General features: G+C 60.4%; 16 protein-coding genes, 1 tRNA gene and 2 pseudogenes. 11 read left to right on the forward strand and 8 right to left on the reverse strand.

Annotated elements, in window-relative coordinates; translation table 11 throughout:
• Positions 1-98: 98 nt before the first annotated feature.
• The 3 genes and pseudogenes from FJ938_RS28235 to FJ938_RS28245 all read right to left on the reverse strand — a co-directional run bounded on the left by FJ938_RS28235 (position 99) and on the right by FJ938_RS28245 (position 2,824).
• A pseudogene (locus FJ938_RS28235) lies at positions 99-1,176 on the reverse strand (site-specific integrase).
• A 242-nt stretch (positions 1,177-1,418) separates the two neighbouring features.
• On the reverse strand, positions 1,419-2,594 hold the full coding sequence (locus tag FJ938_RS28240) for a porin (protein WP_140699742.1): 1,176 nt from the start codon (positions 2,592-2,594) through the stop codon (positions 1,419-1,421).
• A gap of 139 nt (positions 2,595-2,733) precedes the next feature.
• Positions 2,734-2,824, reverse strand: a tRNA-Ser gene (locus tag FJ938_RS28245).
• A gap of 450 nt (positions 2,825-3,274) precedes the next feature.
• Here FJ938_RS28245 and FJ938_RS28250 point away from each other — a divergent pair.
• On the forward strand, positions 3,275-4,462 hold the full coding sequence (locus FJ938_RS28250; protein ID WP_140699745.1) for a porin: 1,188 nt from the start codon (positions 3,275-3,277) through the stop codon (positions 4,460-4,462).
• Between the two features lie 378 nt (positions 4,463-4,840).
• On the opposite strand, the pseudogene FJ938_RS28255 reads toward FJ938_RS28250, so the two are convergent.
• Positions 4,841-5,355: pseudogene (locus FJ938_RS28255) on the reverse strand (transposase); the annotation flags it as partial.
• A 96-nt stretch (positions 5,356-5,451) separates the two neighbouring features.
• The gene (locus FJ938_RS28260) at positions 5,452-7,131 is read right to left on the reverse strand and encodes a sulfotransferase (protein WP_140699748.1); all 1,680 of its coding nucleotides are present in this window, start codon (positions 7,129-7,131) and stop codon (positions 5,452-5,454) included.
• Between the two features lie 277 nt (positions 7,132-7,408).
• On the opposite strand from FJ938_RS28260, the gene FJ938_RS28265 reads away from it, so the two are divergent.
• The 8 genes from FJ938_RS28265 to FJ938_RS28300 all read left to right on the forward strand — a co-directional run bounded on the left by FJ938_RS28265 (position 7,409) and on the right by FJ938_RS28300 (position 15,491).
• Positions 7,409-8,521 carry a pyridoxal phosphate-dependent aminotransferase gene (locus FJ938_RS28265; RefSeq protein ID WP_140699751.1) on the forward strand — a complete coding sequence of 371 codons (1,113 nt, stop codon included), beginning with the start codon at positions 7,409-7,411 and terminating at the stop codon, positions 8,519-8,521.
• A 191-nt stretch (positions 8,522-8,712) separates the two neighbouring features.
• Positions 8,713-8,997 (forward strand): acylphosphatase, encoded by a 285-nt coding sequence (locus FJ938_RS28270; RefSeq protein ID WP_140699754.1) that lies wholly within the window; start codon positions 8,713-8,715, stop codon positions 8,995-8,997.
• A 67-nt stretch (positions 8,998-9,064) separates the two neighbouring features.
• On the forward strand, positions 9,065-9,709 hold the full coding sequence (locus tag FJ938_RS28275) for a TetR/AcrR family transcriptional regulator (protein ID WP_140699757.1): 645 nt from the start codon (positions 9,065-9,067) through the stop codon (positions 9,707-9,709).
• The gene (locus FJ938_RS28280; protein ID WP_140699760.1) at positions 9,678-10,841 is read left to right on the forward strand and encodes an isovaleryl-CoA dehydrogenase; all 1,164 of its coding nucleotides are present in this window, start codon (positions 9,678-9,680) and stop codon (positions 10,839-10,841) included. The genes FJ938_RS28275 and FJ938_RS28280 overlap by 32 nt, the downstream gene beginning before the upstream one ends.
• Before the next feature lies 1 nt (position 10,842).
• Positions 10,843-12,450 (forward strand): carboxyl transferase domain-containing protein, encoded by a 1,608-nt coding sequence (locus tag FJ938_RS28285; protein ID WP_140699762.1) that lies wholly within the window; start codon positions 10,843-10,845, stop codon positions 12,448-12,450.
• Position 12,451: 1 nt separating this feature from the next.
• Positions 12,452-12,982, forward strand: a complete 531-nt coding sequence (locus FJ938_RS28290; RefSeq protein WP_140699765.1) for an O-acetyl-ADP-ribose deacetylase — start codon at positions 12,452-12,454, stop codon at positions 12,980-12,982.
• A 120-nt stretch (positions 12,983-13,102) separates the two neighbouring features.
• Entirely contained in the window at positions 13,103-13,477 is a 375-nt protein-coding gene (locus FJ938_RS28295; RefSeq protein WP_181169207.1) for a hypothetical protein, read from the forward strand.
• Positions 13,478-13,526: 49 nt separating this feature from the next.
• Positions 13,527-15,491 (forward strand): acetyl/propionyl/methylcrotonyl-CoA carboxylase subunit alpha, encoded by a 1,965-nt coding sequence (locus tag FJ938_RS28300; RefSeq protein WP_140699768.1) that lies wholly within the window; start codon positions 13,527-13,529, stop codon positions 15,489-15,491.
• A gap of 68 nt (positions 15,492-15,559) precedes the next feature.
• On the opposite strand, the gene FJ938_RS28305 is transcribed toward FJ938_RS28300, so the two are convergent.
• Together FJ938_RS28305 and FJ938_RS28310 are read right to left on the reverse strand one after the other, a co-directional pair.
• Entirely contained in the window at positions 15,560-16,681 is a 1,122-nt protein-coding gene (locus tag FJ938_RS28305; RefSeq protein ID WP_140699771.1) for a branched-chain amino acid ABC transporter substrate-binding protein, read from the reverse strand.
• A 425-nt stretch (positions 16,682-17,106) separates the two neighbouring features.
• Positions 17,107-17,373: a sel1 repeat family protein gene (locus tag FJ938_RS28310; RefSeq protein ID WP_140611157.1), complete on the reverse strand. Its 267-nt coding sequence runs from the start codon at positions 17,371-17,373 to the stop codon at positions 17,107-17,109.
• Between the two features lie 439 nt (positions 17,374-17,812).
• On the opposite strand from FJ938_RS28310, the gene FJ938_RS28315 reads away from it, so the two are divergent.
• Together FJ938_RS28315 and FJ938_RS28320 are read left to right on the forward strand one after the other, a co-directional pair.
• The gene (locus FJ938_RS28315) at positions 17,813-18,154 is read left to right on the forward strand and encodes a DUF2147 domain-containing protein (RefSeq protein WP_140699774.1); all 342 of its coding nucleotides are present in this window, start codon (positions 17,813-17,815) and stop codon (positions 18,152-18,154) included.
• 52 nt (positions 18,155-18,206) lie between these two features.
• Positions 18,207-19,721, forward strand: coding sequence for a recombinase family protein (locus FJ938_RS28320; protein ID WP_140699778.1), 1,515 nt, complete (start codon positions 18,207-18,209; stop codon positions 19,719-19,721).
• A 462-nt stretch (positions 19,722-20,183) separates the two neighbouring features.
• Here the strand turns inward: FJ938_RS28320 and FJ938_RS28325 are convergent.
• Positions 20,184-20,599 (reverse strand): hypothetical protein (locus FJ938_RS28325; RefSeq protein WP_210243432.1); only part of this gene is annotated, 416 nt, incomplete at its 5' end.

Genomic DNA, 20,599 nt, shown 5'->3' on the forward strand with positions numbered 1-20,599 from the left:
CCAGTCATGAATCAAACTCCTGCTCTTGTGACAGAAGCCAAACAAAATGAAGCTTACTTTTGTTCCAGGGGACTAGGCTTTCTGTCCATTCGGCCGGTTTACCGGGATTTCGAACTTCTTTGTGCCGCCTTGGGTGTAGATTTCTCTTCCCCCGGCTCGTTCTTTTTGTTCTGCTTAGGTGCCTTGTCAGGTGTCTTGGCGGGAGCTGCCGGGACTACCAAATCGCTATCGGCACCGCTGCTCCGAGGCGTTTCGAGCACGGTGACGCACCCATCGAGATCATTGGTGGCAAGGTGCGCGTAGCGCATGGTCATCGACAGCGTCTGGTGGCCGAGCCACATCTGGACGCGCCTGATGTCTATGCCGCCCTGGACAAGACGCGAGGCGCAAGTGTGGCGCAAGATATGCGGCACGACCTGGTCGTCAGCACCAAGGCCGACTTCGGCTTTCGCTTCGTTCCAGATGGCACGGTACTGGGCCTGGCTCAATTTGGTGAACGGGCCTTTGGGCCGGCGCCCCTCGGTCGGGGGCAGCTTGATGACTTCCTTGACCCGCTCGGTCATCGGAATGGTGCGGCTACGGCCGGACTTGGTGATCCAGAAACTGACCCGATGTTCCTGGATGTCGTTCCAGATCAGCCCGAGCGCCTCGCCAAGACGGCATCCGGTGTCGACCAGGAAAACGGAAAGCCGGTAAGCGTCTTCGCTTCGGCTCCTGATGGCAGCAAACAACCTCGCCTCTTCGTCTCTTTCAAGGAAGCGAATCCGTCCCGCCCGCTCTTTCTGGCGGCGGAACTCGGGCAGGCTGTGGATGTCTCCCATCTTGTACGCCTTGCGCAGCAGTTTGCTAAGGGGCAGCCATCTTTCGATTGATGGTTGCGTTGCTGTTGCCGCGCTGGCGCAAGGTGCCGATAAGGTTATCCAGGGTACTCTGGTCGAAGGCGCTGAAACGCTCCCCGAGGAGAATCTCATCTATCTCGCCTATGAAAGAGCTGACATTGTATTTATGCCGCCCGTCATCCCACAATATGTCGCGATAGGCTGAAAAAAGCTCTCCGACCTTGTACGACTTTACTTCTCTTATCTTGTTGTAGGTATACTTGATCTCGGAATTCTGAGAAGAAAAGCTCGAAAACTGATCAGAGGGAAACCCCTCTTGAATCGCTTCGTTGGTCATTTTCCGTCACACCCCCGAGTGAATAGGTCAGCCCTATCCGCTTGGAAGCGTCCTTTCAAGAGATTAAATCACGCGGATGTGATCTCATCCGCCCATCTGCGGATCCCACGAGATCGTCCCCACGGATATGTTCAGCTATCGATTCCCCCTGTTCCTTGCGTTTGCGTTGACCCAGTCACGAAAACAAAACAGCCCGGGCGTTTGTGCGCCCGGGCTGGATTTCACCTGTAAGGAACCAGCCCTTAGAAGGAGCGCTGGAAGCGGAGGATACCGCCGACGCTGCTCTTCTTGTCAGCACCGGTCCAATTCGAGAAGTCGGCATCGTCGAACTTACCAGCATTGAGGTAATCAACTTCGGCCGTGACCGTGAAGCCGGGAACGACATCGTAGGCAATGTTCGCGGCGATACCGAGATTCTTCCATTCGTCATACGAGATCTGGGCGTTGAACGAGGTCTTCTCGTTGAACTTGTAGGTGCCACCGCCCCACACCGCCCAGTTGCCACCCCACTGCTTATAGAAGCCGCGGCCTCCGGCTGCGATCGCGTAGAGCGGGTCATTCAGATTGTCGTCGGAGCCGTAGCCGCCGATGATGAACAGCGACAGTTCGTTGGACAGGTTCACATCCAAGCGGACCTTGCCGGCGACTTCTTCGTAGTTGCTGTCATAAGCAACGACGCCTGAGATGCCGCCCCAACCCTGAGTCCACTTCACACCGCCGACGACATGCGGAACATAGCTGTCGATGGTGCCGACCGTGCCGGAGCCTTCTTCGAGCGAGACCACGGCCGAGAAGCCATTGCCGGCGTCGAAGTAGTACTGGACGACGTTGGTGTCGAAATCGCCATAAGGAACCAGCGTATCGTTGATGACGTTGCCGGCGTAGCCGATGAACGTGTCGAAGGCCGATTCGTCCTTACCAACACGCAGACCACCGAGCTGGATCCAGGCGAAGTTCAGCGAGACATTCTTGTTGCCGGCAGGGTTGGAGTTAAATTCATTGGCTGGCGTGGCCGGATTGTCCAGCGAGGGGTAGCCGTTACGGTTGCCGAAGTTGAAGCGGGTTTCGGTGTAGGTCTTCAAGGTGCCGAGTTCAGTTTCCTGGCCGGTCCAGGTCTTCAACGTGAAGCGGGCATTCTTGGCGTAGGTGCTCTTTTCTTCGCCGGACTCGTGGTCGAAGCTCTTCGCGCCGTCGAACGAGCCGACGTCGCCGACGCCGATGTCGTAACGAACGTAGCCGCCGATGCGCAGGCAAGTTTCGGTGCCGGGAATGTAGAAGTAGCCAGCGCCGTAGACGTCGCAGATCTTGACGTATTCAGCGGGTTCCGGCTCGGCGACGACGACGGCGTCGGCGGCGCGCGCACCGGAAACTGCGATCAGGGCCGCAGCGGAGCCGAGAAGAAGGCTCTTGATGTTCATTTTCTGACCTCCAGTCAGAATCGAACGAAACAGCGGCCCGAAAGGTGTTTGGCGAAGCTGTCGGAGCGGCTTCGTTTCTGAATATCGCTTTGTTATTGCTGGAAAATCGCGGAGGCTTCACGAGTGCTGCGAAGCAAGATGGCGGAGAGGATGGGATTCGAACCCACGAGAAGCTTTTGACCTCTACTCCCTTAGCAGGGGAGCGCCTTCGACCACTCGGCCACCTCTCCGTTGCGCCGCTGGATAAAGAAAAGCGCCGGCACAATCAACAAGCCCGCGCCATTATATGGAAAAATAACAACGCGCCGGACCGCGATTCTGCGCGATGCGGCGGTTCTGCGGCAATTCCCTGGCTGGCGAATCGGAACGCCGCCATGATTCCGTCGGCCGATCGCCGGATTCGGCGGGAAATCGCCGGTTGCGGCGGGCCTGATGGTTAACGAGAGCTTTCTGAGTGAGGCCAAATCGTGTCATTTGTGCAACAACGCCAGGGGATAGCAGCCGAACAGCCCTTTCGCCGGTACGATCGTTGTTGAACCCCGCCGCCTCATGGGTAATGTCGTGTTCGAAGGAGCGGCGCGGTGCGCATCTTTTTCGGTAGTGGGGATGGGGCAGGGAACGCTGTCCTTCAGCAAAGAATACCCAGACCCGTTTTTTAACTTTTGACTGGAGGTCAGAAAATGAACATCAAGAGCCTTCTTCTCGGCTCCGCTGCGGCCCTGATCGCAGTTTCCGGTGCGCGCGCCGCCGACGCCGTCGTCGTCGCCGAGCCGGAACCCGCTGAATACGTCAAGATCTGCGACGTCTACGGCGCTGGCTACTTCTACATTCCCGGCACCGAAACTTGCCTGCGCATCGGCGGCTACGTCCGTTACGATATCGGCCTTGGCGACGTCGGCTCGTTCGACGGCGCGAGGTCAGTCGACCACCAGGATGGCGACATCCACAACACCTGGTTCAAGCATACGCGCTTCACGCTGAAGACCTGGACCGGCCAGGAAACCGAGCTTGGCACGTTGAAGACCTACACCGAGACCCGCTTCAACTTCGGCAACCACAACCGCGGCGCCTCCTTCACTCCGGCTACTACTTTGGCTCCCGCCGTGGTTAACGACAATCCGGCCGGCAACAGCGGCATTTCGCTGAACTTCGCCTGGATCCAGCTCGGCGGTCTCCGTGTCGGTAAGGACGAATCGGCCTTCGATACGTTCATCGGCTACGCCGGCAACGTCATCAACGACACGATCGTCCCCTATGGCGACTTCGACACCAACGTCGTCCAGTATTACTTCGACGCCGGCAACGGCTTCTCGGCCGTGGTCTCGCTCGAAGAAGGCTCCGGCACTGTCGGCACCATCGACAGCTATGTTCCGCATGTCGTCGGCGGTGTGAAGTGGACGCAAGGCTGGGGTGCGATCAGCGGCGTCGTTGCTTATGACAGCAACTACGAAGAAGCCGCCGGCAAGGTCCGCCTGGACGTGAACGTCAATGACGCGATCTCGCTGTTCGCCATGTTCGGCTACGGCTCGGACAACAACCTCAATGACCCGGCCAACGTGATTTCGGCGCGTGGCCGCGGCTTCTACAAGCAATGGGGCGGCAACTGGGCCTGGTGGGCCGGCGGCACGTACAAGTTCAACGAGAAGACCGCGTTCAACCTCCAGGTGTCGGGTGACGACGACAAGAACTACGGCGTTGCGGCGAACGTTACCTACGACATCGTTAAAGGCTTCACGGTCACGGCCGAAGTTGACTACGACCACTATGGTCGCTTCGACGATCCGGCCAGCTTCACCAACGTCAACTGGACCGGCGCCGACAAAAAGAACAGCGTCGGCGGCATGCTCCGCTTCCAGCGCTCGTTCTAATCAGCAGCGTCTGACTGAAATCGAACCCGGCGGGCAACCGCCGGGTTTTTTCATATTAGGCGACGCGATTATCTGGATCGAGGTCGCGCGAGCGACAGTCCAGGGCTTCCTCATCCTAGCGCGGAGCGGTAGCGACGCGAACCGCGCAGGCCCGGCAGTTCATGCCTTGGCCCGCGAGTGCAGCCGCGGCACGGGATATTGCGCGGCGCCCGAGGGACAGCCCCTCTGGCCTGCCCGCCCTCCGCAGCGGCGGCGCAGCTGCTGCGAAGGGGTGAGAAGGAACTCGACGCAGGGTACCCGGTTCTGGACCACTGGGCCGTTCGGCAAAGTCACAGGATCCAGGGTCTGCGCTCCGCTTCGCTTGGGGTCCGGACTCGGCAGGGTAGCGACGGAGCAAAGGCCCGAAAAGAAGTTTTGCGCGAGCTTGTCGTATCGCGTGGCGATGCGACGCCAATCTTGAGCTGCAGAAACAGCGCTCGACGGCGTTGCGGTTCTTGTAAGCCATCATGCAATCAGCAGTGTTGCCGGGCGTGAGGATGAGCGCCCAAGGTCGGCAGGATTCGTCGATTATCGCGTGAATCTTGCTGTTTGGCCGCCTTTCGTGAGGCCTATCGCCTGAAAATCGGCTCCCTTTTCCGCCGTGAGCGCAGCGGTGAACCTTTACACGGCTGGAATCCAAGGCCGCCTGTTCAGGCGGATCGTCAGGCGTGGCGACGCTTTCGAATATCTTTTGCCAAACTCCCTCTCTCCACCGCGCAAAGCGGTTGTAGACCGTCTTGTGCGGACCAGTCCTTCGGGGAATCCTGCCAGCGGCAGCCGATCGTCATGACGTTTGTCGGCAAATGCGAGACAATCTTCGCCCACTGCTCATCGTTGACCAAACAAGCTCGCATCCACCGCCTTGATCTCCAACTTTCGATCAAGCCATTGAATCAGATGAACCTTGTTTGGGTCTAGACCCTAAGATGATGAAGCGATGCAAATGTTTGTTAAACCTGAGCCAAATCTCCCAAAGCGTCGATCAACGGCTGAATCTCGCTTTCGTAATTCTTCCATCGCTTGACGGAGGACTTGTAGATCGGCTGGCGAACCTGCCAGCGGCTGTTGGTATTTACCGAGCTGTCCCTATCAAAGAAGCGCAGGCAGGCGTTGTCCCATGGCAAGCCAAGATAATCTATGAGACGACGCGACTGCTCCTCTTGGTTTTCAATCAACGTCTCATAGCGATTTTCAAAGATGCGACCCGGAAGAACCTTTGTCCAATGCCGCATCAGACGATCATACTCGCGGTAGTAAAGACCTAGTGTCTGAAGGTCGGCGCTGTAGCTGTGCGCTGTACTGAATTGCAGAACAAAGCAGGAGACACAATTGTCGATGGCATCGCGACGACAATGAATGATGCGGGCATTGCTAAAAAGAATGCCGATCAGGCCGATCAGCTCGAAATTGTGGGGCATCTTGTCGACGATTCGCAGCGCGTCAGGCGCTCGCTGACGTAGATAGGCAAGATGTTCTGCTGCCAACATCTTGGTCAGTTCGGGAGTAATCGTCGCGATCGATTTGCCGAGGTCTGTCTCGGAGCTGCCCTTGAGGCCGATCCCCTTGGCCATTCGTCTGAGCTTGCTGAGCTCGCCGGCGCCATGAACATTGGGATGGCTGGCACAGATCTGTTCGGTCAGTGTCGTGCCCGAGCGAGGCATTCCGACAACGAATACAGGCACCTCCGACGGGCTGCCATGAGCCGCCATTGAGGCAACCATTTCCGGAGTGAAAGTTTCGATCATGGCATCCACCCACCGGCGGTAGTTTTCCAGATCGAATTTTTGGCCTCCGGCTTGATTTCCTTTCTTGAAGTGATCCATCGCCTCCTTGTAGTGACGGAGGTCGTTGAGCAGCTTTCCAGCCGCGTGATGGAGCGCTGCCGCTCCTTGCGCTCCATGGGCCGGGTCTCGAAGTTCCGTCAGGATTGCCGTGAGTTCCGGCGGCTCTTCGGTGAATTTGCGCGTGTGTACAAGTGCGTTGTACGCGGTCGGCATGGCAATGCGCTTCTCTACTGCCTCTTTCAGATGAACCGCGGCTTCGTCCATACGACCGAGACTTGCGAGCGCGTGGGGCAGCCCCATCCGGGCGAGAGGATGATCTCGATTGATCTTGAGCGCCTTCTCGAAGAGCGGCAGCGCCATTTCTCCTTTGTCAAACGCATTGTAAGCATCACCCAATGCACAAAGCGCTTCCACCAGATCCGGCTTCAAGGCCAAGGCCTGCTGAATGTGCTTGATCGCCGGCGTAAATTCGCTGAGCTTCAAATAAATTTCGCCGAGGCTAAGGTGGTAGTAAGGGTTTCCAGGCTCTTCGCCGACCGCCCTGGCGAAATATCGCAAAGCTTTCTCGTCGTCGTAGCCGAGGCCGAGCGTTCCCAGGATATACAGAGCCAGCGGATGATTTGGCGTACGCGCCAAGACGCGAAGGCAGAGTTCCTCTGCCTCAGGCAGTTGCTCGGCTTTCTGAAGCTCGAGCGCTTGCCTCAGTGCCATATCGTCGGAATGGCCGCGAGCCGAACCGGCTTTTGGCTGCCTTTGCGGTGGTGCAGTTTTCGGCGATACGACCGTGCGCGATGTCGACTGGGTCTTGAGGTGCTTTGCCCAAGCTGGCGGCAATCGATTGCTCATTGTATTTCGCTAGCAAAAGCGGCCGGAGGAATCCAGTCGGAGCATGCAGTTTGTGTCGCGGACGAGGCATCGCCCATGGCGAAAACGGTATCGTCAGGTAGGCCCGGCAGCCACGTCTTGGGTTCCGTTCATCGAGACACGCCTAGGCGGCATTTGCCGAGCGCATCGACAGGCGGCGTAGCCCCGTCAACTATGTCCATTTCCGCTTCTTAATGCAACTTGCACCCACCTTTCACTCACGCTAGCAAGAAGCTCCCTTTCCATGCGAGCTTCCGTCATGCACTTGCGCCCTCCCCTCTCGCCGGTCATCGCCGCGCTTCCGTCGACCGTGCCTTTTGTCGGTCCCGAAGCACAGGAGCGCGAGCGCGGGCGGGCGTTCCGCGCCCGTATCGGCGCCAATGAGAGCAGTTTTGGCCCTTCGCCGCGCGTGATCGCTCGCATGGAGAGGGTCGCGCGCGACCAGTGGATGTATTGTGACCCCGACAATTACGATCTCAAGGTGGCGGCTGCGGCGCATCACGACGTGGCTGTCGAGAATGTCGTTGTCGGTGAAGGCATAGACGGGCTGCTCAGCCTGGTGGCGCGCATGTATGTGGCGGCAGGCGATGCCGTGGTCACCTCGCTCGGCGCCTATCCGACCTTCAACTTCCATGTTGCCGGCGTCGGCGGGCGGCTGGTCACGGTCCCTTATGAGGACAACAGGGAAAGCCTGGATGGCCTGCTGGCGGCGGTCGTCAAGCAGAAGGCACCGCTGGTCTATCTGTCCAATCCCGACAATCCGATGGGCAGTTGGTGGGAAGCCGATGAGATCATCCGCTTCATCGAGGCGCTGCCGGAAACCACGATGCTGGTGCTCGACGAGGCCTATGGCGAATTGGGGCCGGCCTCGGCCTTGCCGCCGATCGATGTCTCGCGCCCGAACGTCATCCGCATGCGCACCTTTTCAAAGGCATATGGGCTTGCCGGCATACGCTGCGGCTACGCCGTGGCGGAAGCCGAGATCATCCGCGACTTCGAGAAGATCCGCAACCATTACGGCGTCAGCCGCATGGCGCAGATCGCCGGTGTCGAGGCGCTTGCCGATCAGGCCTATCTCGAGACGGTAGTGGCGCGGGTGGCTGCCGGGCGCCGCCGCATCGCGGCGATCGCCGAGCAGAACGGCTTGAAGCCGCTTGCCTCGGCCACCAATTTCGTCACCGTCGACTGCGGCCATGACGGTGCCTTCGCGCTGAAAGTGCTGCAGGGGCTGCTGTCGCGCGACGTGTTTATCCGCAAGCCGATGGCGCCAAGGCTCGACCGCTGCATCCGCGTCAGTGTCGGCCTCGACCACGAACTGGACATTTTCGCCGAGGAACTGCCCGGCGCGCTGGCGGCGGCGCGCGGAAACTAGCGCGTTTCCAAGCGCCCGGAAGCCATCGCTGCCGGGCAGATGTGCTGGTATGTGCGACAACTCCGCCGCTCCCCTGATGGCCGGCCGGGCGGCCCGCCCGCGTCCCGTGGCTCATCAATTTGATGGCCATAATCCCGTCAGCAGTTGCCTTCGTTCGATCCTGCGCCAGACTCTAGGCAAGGGAGTGAGCAATGGATGACCGGACAAGAGCAGTGCAGGCGCGCGTGTACGGCAAGGTGCAAGGTGTCGGCTACAGGATCTGGGCGCGAGGCGAAGCGACCGGACTTGGGCTGTTGGGCTGGGTTCGCAACGAAAGAGACGGCTCGGTGACGGCGTGGCTTTCCGGGGCTGACGCGGCGATTTCAGCTATGGTCGAACGGCTTTGGCAAGGCCCGGCGGGCTCAGCGGTCTCAAGGGTGGATGTGGAGGAACTCGAGAGTTGGACCACGCCTGGAGATTTCAGGATCGTCGCATAGGCAGTCTTAAGTTATCCTTGAATTAATTGAACGTTCGTTTTATTATTGCCGCCCTGACGAGGCAACCATGGCGCGCACCACAGGATCGGACGGCGAACGAACCGAGGCGGCAGTCCGCGAGGCGGCGGTCAATCTGATCGCACGCTACGGCTATGAGGCGATGTCGATGCGCCAGCTGGCCGCCGAGGTCGGCGTGCAGGCCGCCGCGCTCTACCGCTATTTCCCGACCAAGGAAGACCTGCTGTTCACGCTGATGCGCGAGCATATGGAAGGGCTTCGCCAGGCTTGGGAAAACGCCAGGCCAGACCATGCCGATCCGATCGCGCAGCTTGCTGCTTATGTGCGCAATCACATCACTTTCCATATCGAGCGCCGGCACGCCACGCATGTGTCGAACATGGAGTTGCGCAGCTTGTCGCCCGACAGGCTGACGCAGATCCTGCGCCTGCGCACAGCCTACGAAAAGGAGCTGCGCGCCATCCTGCGCGACGGCGCCGAGGCGGGCACCTTCAATGTCGAGGACACCGGGCTGACGGCCATGGCGCTGATCCAGATGATGACCGGCGTCATCGTCTGGTTTCGCCCGGGCGAGCGGCTATCGATCACTGAAGTGACGGCGACATATCTTTCGATGACAATGCGCCTGGTCGGCGTCAGGATCGGTGATGCGGAGGAACGGCATGTATACGAACACGCTCGGCTTCGGGCATGACGAGGAGATCGAAGCGCTGCGCGACATGGTGCGGCGCTTTGCCCAGGACAGGATCGCGCCTGTTGCCGCCGACATCGACCGGTCAAATGAATTCCCGGCGCATCTATGGCGCGAACTCGGCTCACTCGGCCTGCTCGGCATCACCGCCGACCCCGATTTCGGCGGCAGCGGCATGGGCTATCTCGCGCATGTGATCGCGGTCGAGGAGATTTCGCGGGCCTCGGCATCGGTCGGCCTCTCCTACGGCGCTCACTCAAATCTCTGCGTTAACCAGATCAACCGCTGGGCAACGCCGGCGCAGAAGGAAAAATTCCTGCCGGCGCTGTGTTCGGGCGAACATGTCGGCGCGCTGGCCATGTCGGAATCCGGCGCCGGCTCCGACGTCGTCTCGCTCAAGCTGCGCGCCGAGAAGCGCAATGACCGCTATGTGCTCAACGGCACCAAGATGTGGATCACCAACGGCCCGGACGCCGAAACGCTGGTCGTCTACGCCAAGACCGATCCGGAACGCAAATCGCGCGGCATCACCGCCTTCATCGTCGAGAAGGCGATGGCCGGATTTTCCGTGGCGCAGAAACTCGACAAGCTCGGCATGCGCGGCTCCAACACCGGTGAACTCGTGTTCGAGAATGTCGAGGTTCCCTTCGACAATGTGCTGTACGAGGAAGGGCGCGGCGTCGAGGTGCTGATGTCGGGGCTCGATTATGAGCGCACCGTGCTCGCCGGCGGCCCGATCGGCCTGATGGCCGCGTGCCTGGACGTGGCTATCCCCTATGTGCATGAGCGCAAGCAGTTCGGCCAGCCGATCGGCGAGTTCCAGCTGGTGCAAGGCAAGCTTGCCGACATGTACACGGTTATGAACGCCGCGCGCGCCTATGTCTATGCCGTGGCCGCGGCCTGCGACCGCGGCCAGACAACCCGCAAGGATGCCGCTGGCTGCGTGCTGTTCGCCGCCGAGAGGGCAACGCAGATGGCGCTCGATGCCATCCAGCTGCTCGGCGGCAATGGCTATATCAATGACTATCCGACCGGCCGCCTGCTGCGCGACGCCAAGCTCTACGAGATCGGTGCCGGCACCAGCGAAATCCGCCGCTGGCTGATCGGCCGCGAGATCATGGCGGAAGGGGTGTGATATGGCCGTCCTTCAAACCCAGATTTCACCCTCTTCCGAAACTTTTCGCGCCAATGCCGAACGCATGCGCGAACTGGTCGCCGACATCGCCGAGAAGGCCGCCGCCGTCGAGCGCGGCGGCTCGGACGAGGCGCGCGAGCGGCACATTTCCCGCGGCAAGCTGTTGCCTCGGGAACGTCTCGCGCAATTGCTCGATACCGGATCGCCCTTCCTCGAGGTCGGGCAGTTCGCCGCGTGGTCGATGTATGGCGAGGAGATTTCCTCGGCCGGCATCATCGCCGGCATCGGCCGTGTCGAAGGCACCGAGGTGATGGTCGTCGTCAACGATGCCACGGTGAAGGGCGGCACCTATTATCCGCTGACGGTGAAAAAGCATCTGCGCGCGCAGGAGATTGCGCTGCAGAACAATTTGCCCTGCATCTATCTGGTGGACAGCGGCGGCGCCAATCTGCCCAACCAGGACGAGGTGTTTCCCGACCGCGAGCATTTCGGCCGCATCTTCTACAACCAGGCCAATATGTCGGCGGCCGGCATCCCGCAGATCGCCTGCGTCATGGGTTCCTGCACTGCCGGGGGCGCCTATGTGCCGGCGATGTCGGACGAGACGATCATGGTGCGCAACCAGGCAACCATCTTCCTCGGCGGCCCGCCGCTGGTGAAGGCGGCCACCGGCGAGGATGTCAGCGCCGAGGATCTGGGCGGTGCAGACGTGCACACACGGCTTTCCGGCGTCGCCGACCATTATGCGATGGACGACGAACATGCCCTCGCCATCTGCCGCCGCATCGTCAAGAACCTGAATCGGAACAAGGCCATAAGCCTGAACTTACACAAACCGATTCCGCCACTTCATCCGACGGACGAGCTCTATGGCGTGGTGCCGACCGATCTGCGCCAGCCTTACGATGTGCGCGAGGTCATTGCCCGTCTTGTCGACGGCTCCGAGTTCGATGAGTTCAAGCAGAACTACGGCACAACTCTGATCACCGGTTTTGCCCATCTCCATGGCATGCCGGTCGGGATCATCGCCAACAACGGCGTGCTGTTTTCCGAAAGCGCGCTGAAGGGCGCGCACTTCATTGAACTGTGCTGCCAGCGCAAGATTCCACTTGTCTTCCTGCAGAACATCACCGGCTTCATGGTCGGCCGGAAATACGAGGCAGGCGGCATTGCCAAGGACGGCGCCAAGCTGGTCATGGCCGTTGCCACCGCCAAGGTGCCGAAGGTGACCGTCATCATCGGCGGTTCGTTCGGGGCCGGCAATTACGGCATGTGCGGCCGCGCCTACTCGCCGCGTTTTCTGTGGATGTGGCCTAATGCGCGTATCTCGGTGATGGGCGGCGAACAGGCGGCAACCGTGCTCGCCATGGTCAAGCGCGAAGGCATCGAGCGCAAGGGCGGCGCGTGGAGCGCGGAGGAAGAGACGAAGTTCAAGAAGCCGATCCTGATGAAATACGAGCATGAGGGCCATCCGCTCTACTCGTCCGCCCGCCTCTGGGACGACGGCATCATCGACCCGGCGAAGACGCGCGAAGTGCTGGCACTGAGCCTTTCCGCGGCACTCAACGCCGAAATCGAGGAGACGCGCTTCGGCGTGTTCAGGATGTGAGATGAGGCAGGCGCTGGACAGGATCGGCATCCGCACCGGCGACATCACGAAGCTGGATGTCGACGCCATCGTCAATGCCGCCAACACCTCGCTTCTCGGTGGCGGTGGGGTCGATGGCGCCATTCACCGCGCGGCGGGCCGCGAGCTCGAATTCGAGTGCCGGATGCTAAACGGCTGCAAGGTTGGCGAGGCCAAGATCACCAAGGGCTATAAACTGCCGGCTCGGCATATCATCCACACGGTCGGGCCAGTCTGGCAAGGCGGCGGCAAGGGCGAAGCCGAACTGCTGACCTCCTGCTACCGGCATTCGCTCGAAATAGCCGTCGCCAATGACTGCCGCTCAGTGGCATTTCCAGCAATCTCGACGGGTGTCTACCGCTATCCGAAAGAGGCTGCGGCCGGAATCGCCGTCGATGCGGTCAGTGACTTCATCGAACGGAGCGCGGTTCCCGAAATCGTTATTTTCTGCTGCTTGGACGAACCAATGGCGGAAATATACCGGCGGGCCCTTGCTGCATTGGGTGACAATTGAACTTTACAAACCAGACTTTTCGTCCACTCACGACATTGCGAGCCATCCCTGCAGAGCTGGTGGCATCGGAAAAAGTTCGCTATTGCTCATCCTGCACTTTGCAGCGGGGATGGGGCAAAAATGAAACTGAAATATTTTCGGAGGGTGTCCACCTCAATACTTTCGGCATTGCTTCTATTCGCGGCATCTGGCGCGAGCACGGCCGGATCGCTAGCGGGACGCGTGGGAGACAAGCACTTCCCGCCGACTTTGTCGGGAGATCCGAAATCGCCATGCACAAAGGCCTACAAAGCCTATGTGGCGGCCAGTGGCCATTCCGCCTACGCCACCACGCCATATTCAAGGGTGGTTTCACTGTACATCCTGTGCGGCGCGCGCCTGAATGCGCCATCGCGAAAGGTGGCGGAAGAGCTTGCCATGAAATCCTGCGTGGCCACGCGCGCGCATTACAAAGTAACGAATGGCGGCGCCTGCGAGATCGCCGCCTCGAAATAGGCGTGCGCCCACCAACATGGCGCCGCCCGACGCAAATCCGGGAGGCTCCATGTTCAGCAAAATCCTGATCGCCAACCGGGGCGAGATCGCTTGCCGTGTCATTCGCACGGCCCGGAAGCTGGGCGTGCACACGGTCGCTATCTATTCGGATGCCGACGCCAAGGCCCTGCATGTCGAGATGGCGGATGAGGCGGTTCATATCGGCCCCTCGCCCGTCGGCGAGAGCTACCTGCGCGGCGACAGGATTGTCGCGGCCGCCCTGGCGACGGGCGCGCAGGCGATCCATCCCGGCTACGGCTTCCTGTCGGAAAACCCTGATTTCGTCGACCAGGTGGTTGCGGCAGGCCTCACCTTCATCGGTCCGTCGGCGGCCTCGATCCGCGCCATGGGGCTGAAGGACGCCGCCAAGCGGCTGATGGAGAAAGCCGGCGTTCCGGTCGTGCCGGGCTATCATGGCGAGGCGCAGGAAATCGTGCTGCTCGCCTCCAAGGCACGCGAGATCGGCTATCCCGTGCTGATCAAGGCGCGCGCGGGCGGCGGCGGCAAGGGCATGCGGCGCGTCGAGCATCCCGATGATTTCTCCGAGGCGCTGTCCAGCGCTCGGCGCGAGGCAAAGGCCGCTTTCGGCGACGACCGCGTGCTGGTCGAGAAGTATGTCGACAAGCCGCGGCACATCGAAGTGCAGGTTTTCGGCGACAACTTCGGCAATGCCGTGCATCTCTACGAACGTGACTGCTCGGCGCAGCGCCGGCACCAGAAGGTGATCGAGGAAGCGCCTGCCCCTGGCATGACGTCGGCTTTGCGCAAGGCGATGACGGAAGCGGCGGTGAAAGCCGCCAAGGCGATCAATTATTCCGGCGCCGGCACCATCGAGTTCATTGTCGACGCCTCGCAAGGACTGAAAGCCGATCGCTTCTGGTTCATGGAAATGAACACGCGCCTGCAGGTCGAGCACCCGGTCACCGAGATGGTGACGGGCACCGATCTGGTCGAGTGGCAGTTGCGGATCGCCAGCGGCGGAAGACTGCCGAAGACACAGAGCGAGATTGCGCTTGCCGGCCATGCCTTCGAAGCGCGCATCTATGCGGAGGATGCGGCACGAGGGTTCCTGCCCGCGACGGGCACGCTGCATCATCTGAAATTTCCCGAGGCGGCACCCGACGCGGCCACGATACGCATCGAGACCGGCGTACGGGCCGGCGATGCGATCTCACCCTATTACGATCCAATGATCGCGAAGCTGATCGTTCACGCAAAAGACAGGCAAGAGGCGCTGGAAGCCCTCGGCGCGGCGCTGTCGCAAACCGAAATTGCCGGTTCCACCGTGAACACCGCCTTTCTTGCCGCTCTTGCCGCCGATCCGGATTTTTGTGCGGGCGACGTCGACACCGGCCTGATCGGCAGGCATCAGGATGCACTGACCGGGATCGCGCCGCCAACCGGCGCAATCATCTCGGCAGCCGCCCTCGCCGCCTCCGGCGCCGAGGCATTGCCGCCATCGAACGATCCTTGGTCGTCGCTTTCCGGCTACGCACATTTTCACGGCGTGGCGCGGCGCACGCGGCTGAAATTCGGCGAGGACGATATTCTTGCCAAGGTTTCGATACGCGCGGACGGGCGCTTCCAGGTGGCGCTCGATGCGCCCTATGACGGCGCCAATTCGCACGACCTGCGCGTCCTTCCTCGCCTCGCCCGCTGGCCTGGCCACGTCACCGTATTCGAAGGCGCTGTCGGCTATACCTTCGCGGTGCCGGACCCCTTGGCCAAAAGCGATGACGCGGCAGCCGCCTCGGGCAGCCTGCGCGCGCCGATGCCGGGTCTGGTCAAGCTGGTGCGCGTGGCAAAGGGCGATACCGTGATCAAGGGGCAACCGCTGCTGATCCTCGAGGCCATGAAGATGGAGCACACCATCGCCGCGCCGCATGACGGAGTGATCGCCGAGATCGCCACGGAAGGTGCACAGGTCACCGACGGAACGGTACTTGTCCGCTTCGTTGAGGATCAGAACGCGTAGAGCGCATTGCCGGCACAAAAGAAATGGCCGGGACGACCCGGCCATTTCGTTGGATTCATTACTTGAGATTACTGCGCGATCGGCGCGTACTTGCCGTTATGCCACTGATTGATGTCGTAGCTGGCATTCTTGAGGTCGCCCTTCTCGTCGAAGGTGACTTCACCGACAACGGTGCTGATCGGCTGACCGTTCTTCAACGCTTCGGCAACCTTGCCCGGATCGTCGCTGCCGGCGCGCTTGATGCCTTCGGCGAAAGCCTGAACCACGGCGTAGGAGAACAGCGTGAAGCCTTCCGGCACAAAGCCGCCGGCCTTGATCTTCTCGACAGCGGCCTTGGCTTCCGGCTTTGCCTGCGGATCCGACGGGAACACGAACATGGTTCCTTCGCCGGCCGGGCCGGCAACCTGCCAGAACTCCGGCGAAGCGATGGAATCGGGCATGATCAGCTGGAACTTCAGGTTCTGCTCAGCCGACTGACGCAGGATCAGGCCGGCTTCAGGGTGATAGCCGCCGAAATAGACGACATCGGCCTTGAGGTCCTTCAGCTTGGTGACGAGGGCCGAATAGTCCTTCTCGCCGGGATTGATGGCGTCGTAGTACACTTCCTTGAGGCCGCCGGCATTCATGGTTGACTTGACGGCATCCGCCACGCCCTGGCCGTAAGCGCTCTTGTCATGCAGGATGACGACGTTCTTGCCGGCATATTTCTTGGCGATCCACGGACCGATGAAGGCGCCCTGCGCGTCGTCACGTGTGTACAGGCGCATGATTGTCGACCAACCCTTTTTAGCGGCGTCGTCCGTGAGCACCGGGTTCGAGGACGCCGGGCTCATCATCAGCGAGCCCGCTTCGGCATAGACAGCGGACGCCGGAATGCTCGAACCCGAGCAGGCGTGGCCGTCGATGAATTTGACGCCGTTGGCGACGATGCGGTTGGCGACCGACACGGCCTGTTTCGGATCACACTGGTCGTCCTCGATGTCGAGCTTGATCATCGAACCGTTGACGCCGCCCGCGGCATTGATGGCATCGGCGGCGGCCTGCGCGCCCTGCTTGAACTGATCGCCGATGGTGGCGAGCTGTCCGGTCATCGGACCGACCACGGCGAAAGTGATGTCGTCGGCGAGCGCAACCGGCGCACTCATCATCAGCCCGAAAATGGCCGCGCCCAAAATACTCATTCTTTTCATGACATAGAACTCCTCCACTCGCGCGCGGCCGCCCCGGCCACGCTTCTTCCAGAGAGGCCGGACAATTTCATCCTTCATCGAACCTGTCTAGGCGCATTGACGTCACTCGATTGGGCCTGCATGGCCTCGTCCACGCAAAAAAGCCACGCCAGCCTTGTTCCGGCTGGTCGTGGCTTTTTTGCCTGTCGGCTGCTTCCCCAACGCCCCCGCCGTGAACCCCACCTTGGCCATCCCTGTCTTCTATCGGCCCTGATCTTGTCCGAAAGCCGGAGTCCGCTTTTGGCGATCATGGTCCGTCGCGCGGCTGGGCCTGTCGCGCCTGCCGCATTCTTGTTCTTGTCGTTCGACTGTCTGCGCAGCCTTTCCCTGTTGCGGCCCGGCCATCTTGCGCGGCCTTGGCCAATATCTCCCCGTCTGGCGGAAACTCAGTGCATGGTCATCCATTCGCGGGCTTCGCGCAGCGCCCTGGCGATCTCGACCTTCGACATGGCCGCAGACAGTTCCGAGCGCAGTTCCGCGGCACGGGCCGAACCCTTGATGGCGGCGATGTTGAACCATTTGTGGGCGGCAACGACATCGGTCTCGCAATCGCGGCCAGTCGCATACATCATGCCCAGTTCGAAAAGAATGTCGGCCTGGGCAGTTGCCCCCATGGCGCCGAAGCCTGTTTCCAGCATTTCAAAACGTGCCATTTTAGTCCCCTGTCTGGCTCCCGAGAGCTGCCTCCGTTTGTCTTGTCCGGGCTGCTCTTTCGATGCTTTCGAGAATGCCGCGCAGGCTTGAATCCGTCGTTAAATGGCGTGCTTAATTTGAGGAAAACAAAGCTAAAACAATAGGTAAACGCAAAAATTCGTTAAGGATACGAAGCCAGCAGTTCAGCCGGTTTGCGCCAAATTTGACGAAAATTTGCGGGAGCGGAATCAACACTCCGCTAACCACGGGAAACAAACACGAAGCGCCGACCGTTTTTCATTTCCTCTCCGACGAGCCGAATTCAGGCGTTTTCAGAATCCCAAAGTCTTCCGTTGCGGCACCACTTTTGTTTTGGCGGGAGCTGGACTAGCTTACGTTTGCGTAAGCGGCAGACCGGCGAGGCGGAGCATGCGGCCGGCTATCCATAGGGAGAAGAACATGTTTCGAAAAATGAGCCTGGCCCTTGCAGCCACATTGATCATGGCGGGGACGGCATGGGCCGATCCGATCGAGGGCAACTGGAAGACGCAAGCCGGCGACACCGCGGCCATTTCAGGCGGCGGCTCATTCTCCATCACGCTCAAGTCCGGCAAATATGCCGGCAAGACCATCGGCTCGCTCAATGCGGCCGGCGACAACAAATATGCCGGCAGCATCACCGATCCGGCAAACGACAAGACCTATTCGGGTAAGGCGACATTGTCGGGCACCTCGCTCAAGATGAGCGGTTGCGTGCTCGGCGGACTGATCTGCAAGAGCCAGACCTGGCATAGACAGTAGCTCTACAGACTGCTATCAAGGCGTTTCCAAAGACAGACGGAGACGCCACACCATGTTTCAGCCCAGAGAACCCCGAGACCTCAAAGGCCGCACCGCCATCTCTTATGCTCGCTGGTCATCCGGCAAGCAGGCCCACGGCGACAGCCTCGATCGTCAGACCAAGAACGCTGAGGACTTCTGCCGAGCCTATGGTCTCACGCTGGACCGCCAACTGGTGGACGATGGCATCTCGGCCTTCAAGGGCGCGAACCTCGATGCATCCTTTGGCAAGCTGGTGGCAGACATCAAGAATGGTGTGATCCCGTCCGACATGGTGCTGCTGGTCGAGAACGTCGACCGCATATCCCGTATCAACTATCTGGACGCGAATGAGTACTTCCTTGCCGTCCTCAAGACCGGCCTAACCATCGTGACCATGCACGACCAGCGCGTCCACACCATAGAGGGCTACCGCGCGAACTTCATGCATATGGTCCAATCCATCCTCTCGATGCAGTCAGCAAATGAGTACAGCGAAAAGCTCTCCAAGCGTGTCAAAGAGGCTTTGAGCCGCAAGGCAGAAAGGGCCAGGGCTGGCCGCGTCAAGCTCGCCAAGGTTCCCTTCTGGATTGACCACGAGACCCAAGAGCTTAACGCCAGGGCCTCAGACGCTCGCCTATTGTTCGATCTGGCAAAGCAAGGCCTTGGGCAGTTGGCAATCGCCCAGACCCTGAATGAGCGGGGTATCTTAAGTCCCTCGGGGGGCACGTGGTCCCAGGGGGTTGTGGGCGAGACGTTGCGCAATCCAGCGGCCTTTGGGACGTTTGTGTTTCGAGGTGATGAGGTGCCAGGCTACTTCCCTGCCCTGATCACCGAGACCGAGTGGCTGGCTTCGCGCAGCAGGACCAAGGAGCGGCAACACAGCCGTCAGGTGGGCAACACAACGAACCTGTTCAGCCGCATGGTCTATTGCGCGCATTGTGGCTCCTCTATGGCCGTTACGTCGGTCAAGCGTGGTGGTCGGTCCTTCGGCTACCTGACATGCACAGGCAAGATGTCAAAGCGGACGGAATGCCAAGCTCCGAATTGGAGGTACTCGGAGTTCGAGGCTGCGATGCTTTCTCGCGTCGGCTTCTTGGCCGTTCCTATACCGGAGGAAGCAGGGGCGGGTTCGGCAGGCAAGGCAACGGAACTGGACGACGCCATAGATGCCCTTGAGGCCAAGCAGGGCAACATCCTTGCTGGTATGGCTGAGGCCACCGACGCCGCGTCACGTAAGTTCCTACTCGACCAGTCAGCCGCCCTGACTTCCGAGATCGAGGTCAAGCGCGGTGAACTCATCCGGCTCCGCGAGGAGATCGCACGGAATGCGGATGCCTCGACCGCCCTGGCCGACTTCGAGTTGGACCAGCAGGAGATTGAACGGTTAGCCACGGAGGACCGCAAGGAGGCCCAAAGGCTCCTCGGGAACCTTGTGCAGCGCATAGAGCTTGAGAGCGACAGCAAGACTCTTAGGCGTGCCATGGTCACGATGCGAGGCCGCCCCACCCAAGCCATCGTCTTCGACAGCAGTGGCGAGCCCGGCTAATTAGCCGCCCATATAGAGAGCCCCAAGCTCCTTTGCTCAGCAGTCACGAGATTAGAGCCTCATCCAGGGAATAGAAGAGGCGTATTAGACCTTCCTCACATTAGCGTTCGCTTTATGTCGCCATACAGGGAAGGGCAAGACGAACATTAGCCTGATCTAATGTCGTCATAGAGAGACAGGGAAAGTTCACGGGCACCCGTCCACGCCTGTTTCCTCCCCTCTCTTCTTGAGAAAAATCTTGGTGGTCTCCTCTGGTCACCAAGCCATCGACGCTACATCTGGCGCTTACACCACTGATCATCACAATATGTAGGACCAATGACCCACACTGCCCCTGCGGGTGCGGCTGGCGATGCCGAATTGCTCGCCCTCCGTGAAGCCATCCGCACCCCAACGACCACTCCAAGCCTCGCCAGGACCTTCCCGTCCCCCAGGAAACGCCCTTGGGGCCGTGAGTTTCCCCTACCAGTCCGCATCACCCGCGCCACCCGCCGCCTCGCCCACGTTGGTGGAATGGTGCCGGAAGGGTGCAGCGTCAAGGACATGGAGAGGGTTCGCTGCAACCACCGTATCCACGTCGATGTCATCAAGGAAATCCTTGGGACCCTCTGGTCCTTCCGGCTCCTCGGGTGGCTCCCTTCCGACACGGTCTACCTGGAACATGACCAGATAGCCGAGATCGTAGCCGCTGGTACTCAACGCCCAGCGGACACTCAAGACCTCATGCCCGACTGGTTCACCCGCCGTCATTCGGTCGATGAACTCCAGACCTTCCGAGACGGGAAAGCTGCTTAGGACTGGGCATATTGCCCATGTAGCGTCGATGGCTTGGTGACCAGAGGAGACCACCAAGATTTTTCTCAAGAAGAGAGGGGAGG

It is taken from the genome of Mesorhizobium sp. B2-4-14 (assembly GCF_006442155.1).
In the GTDB taxonomy this organism is placed as follows: Bacteria; Pseudomonadota; Alphaproteobacteria; order Rhizobiales; family Rhizobiaceae; genus Mesorhizobium.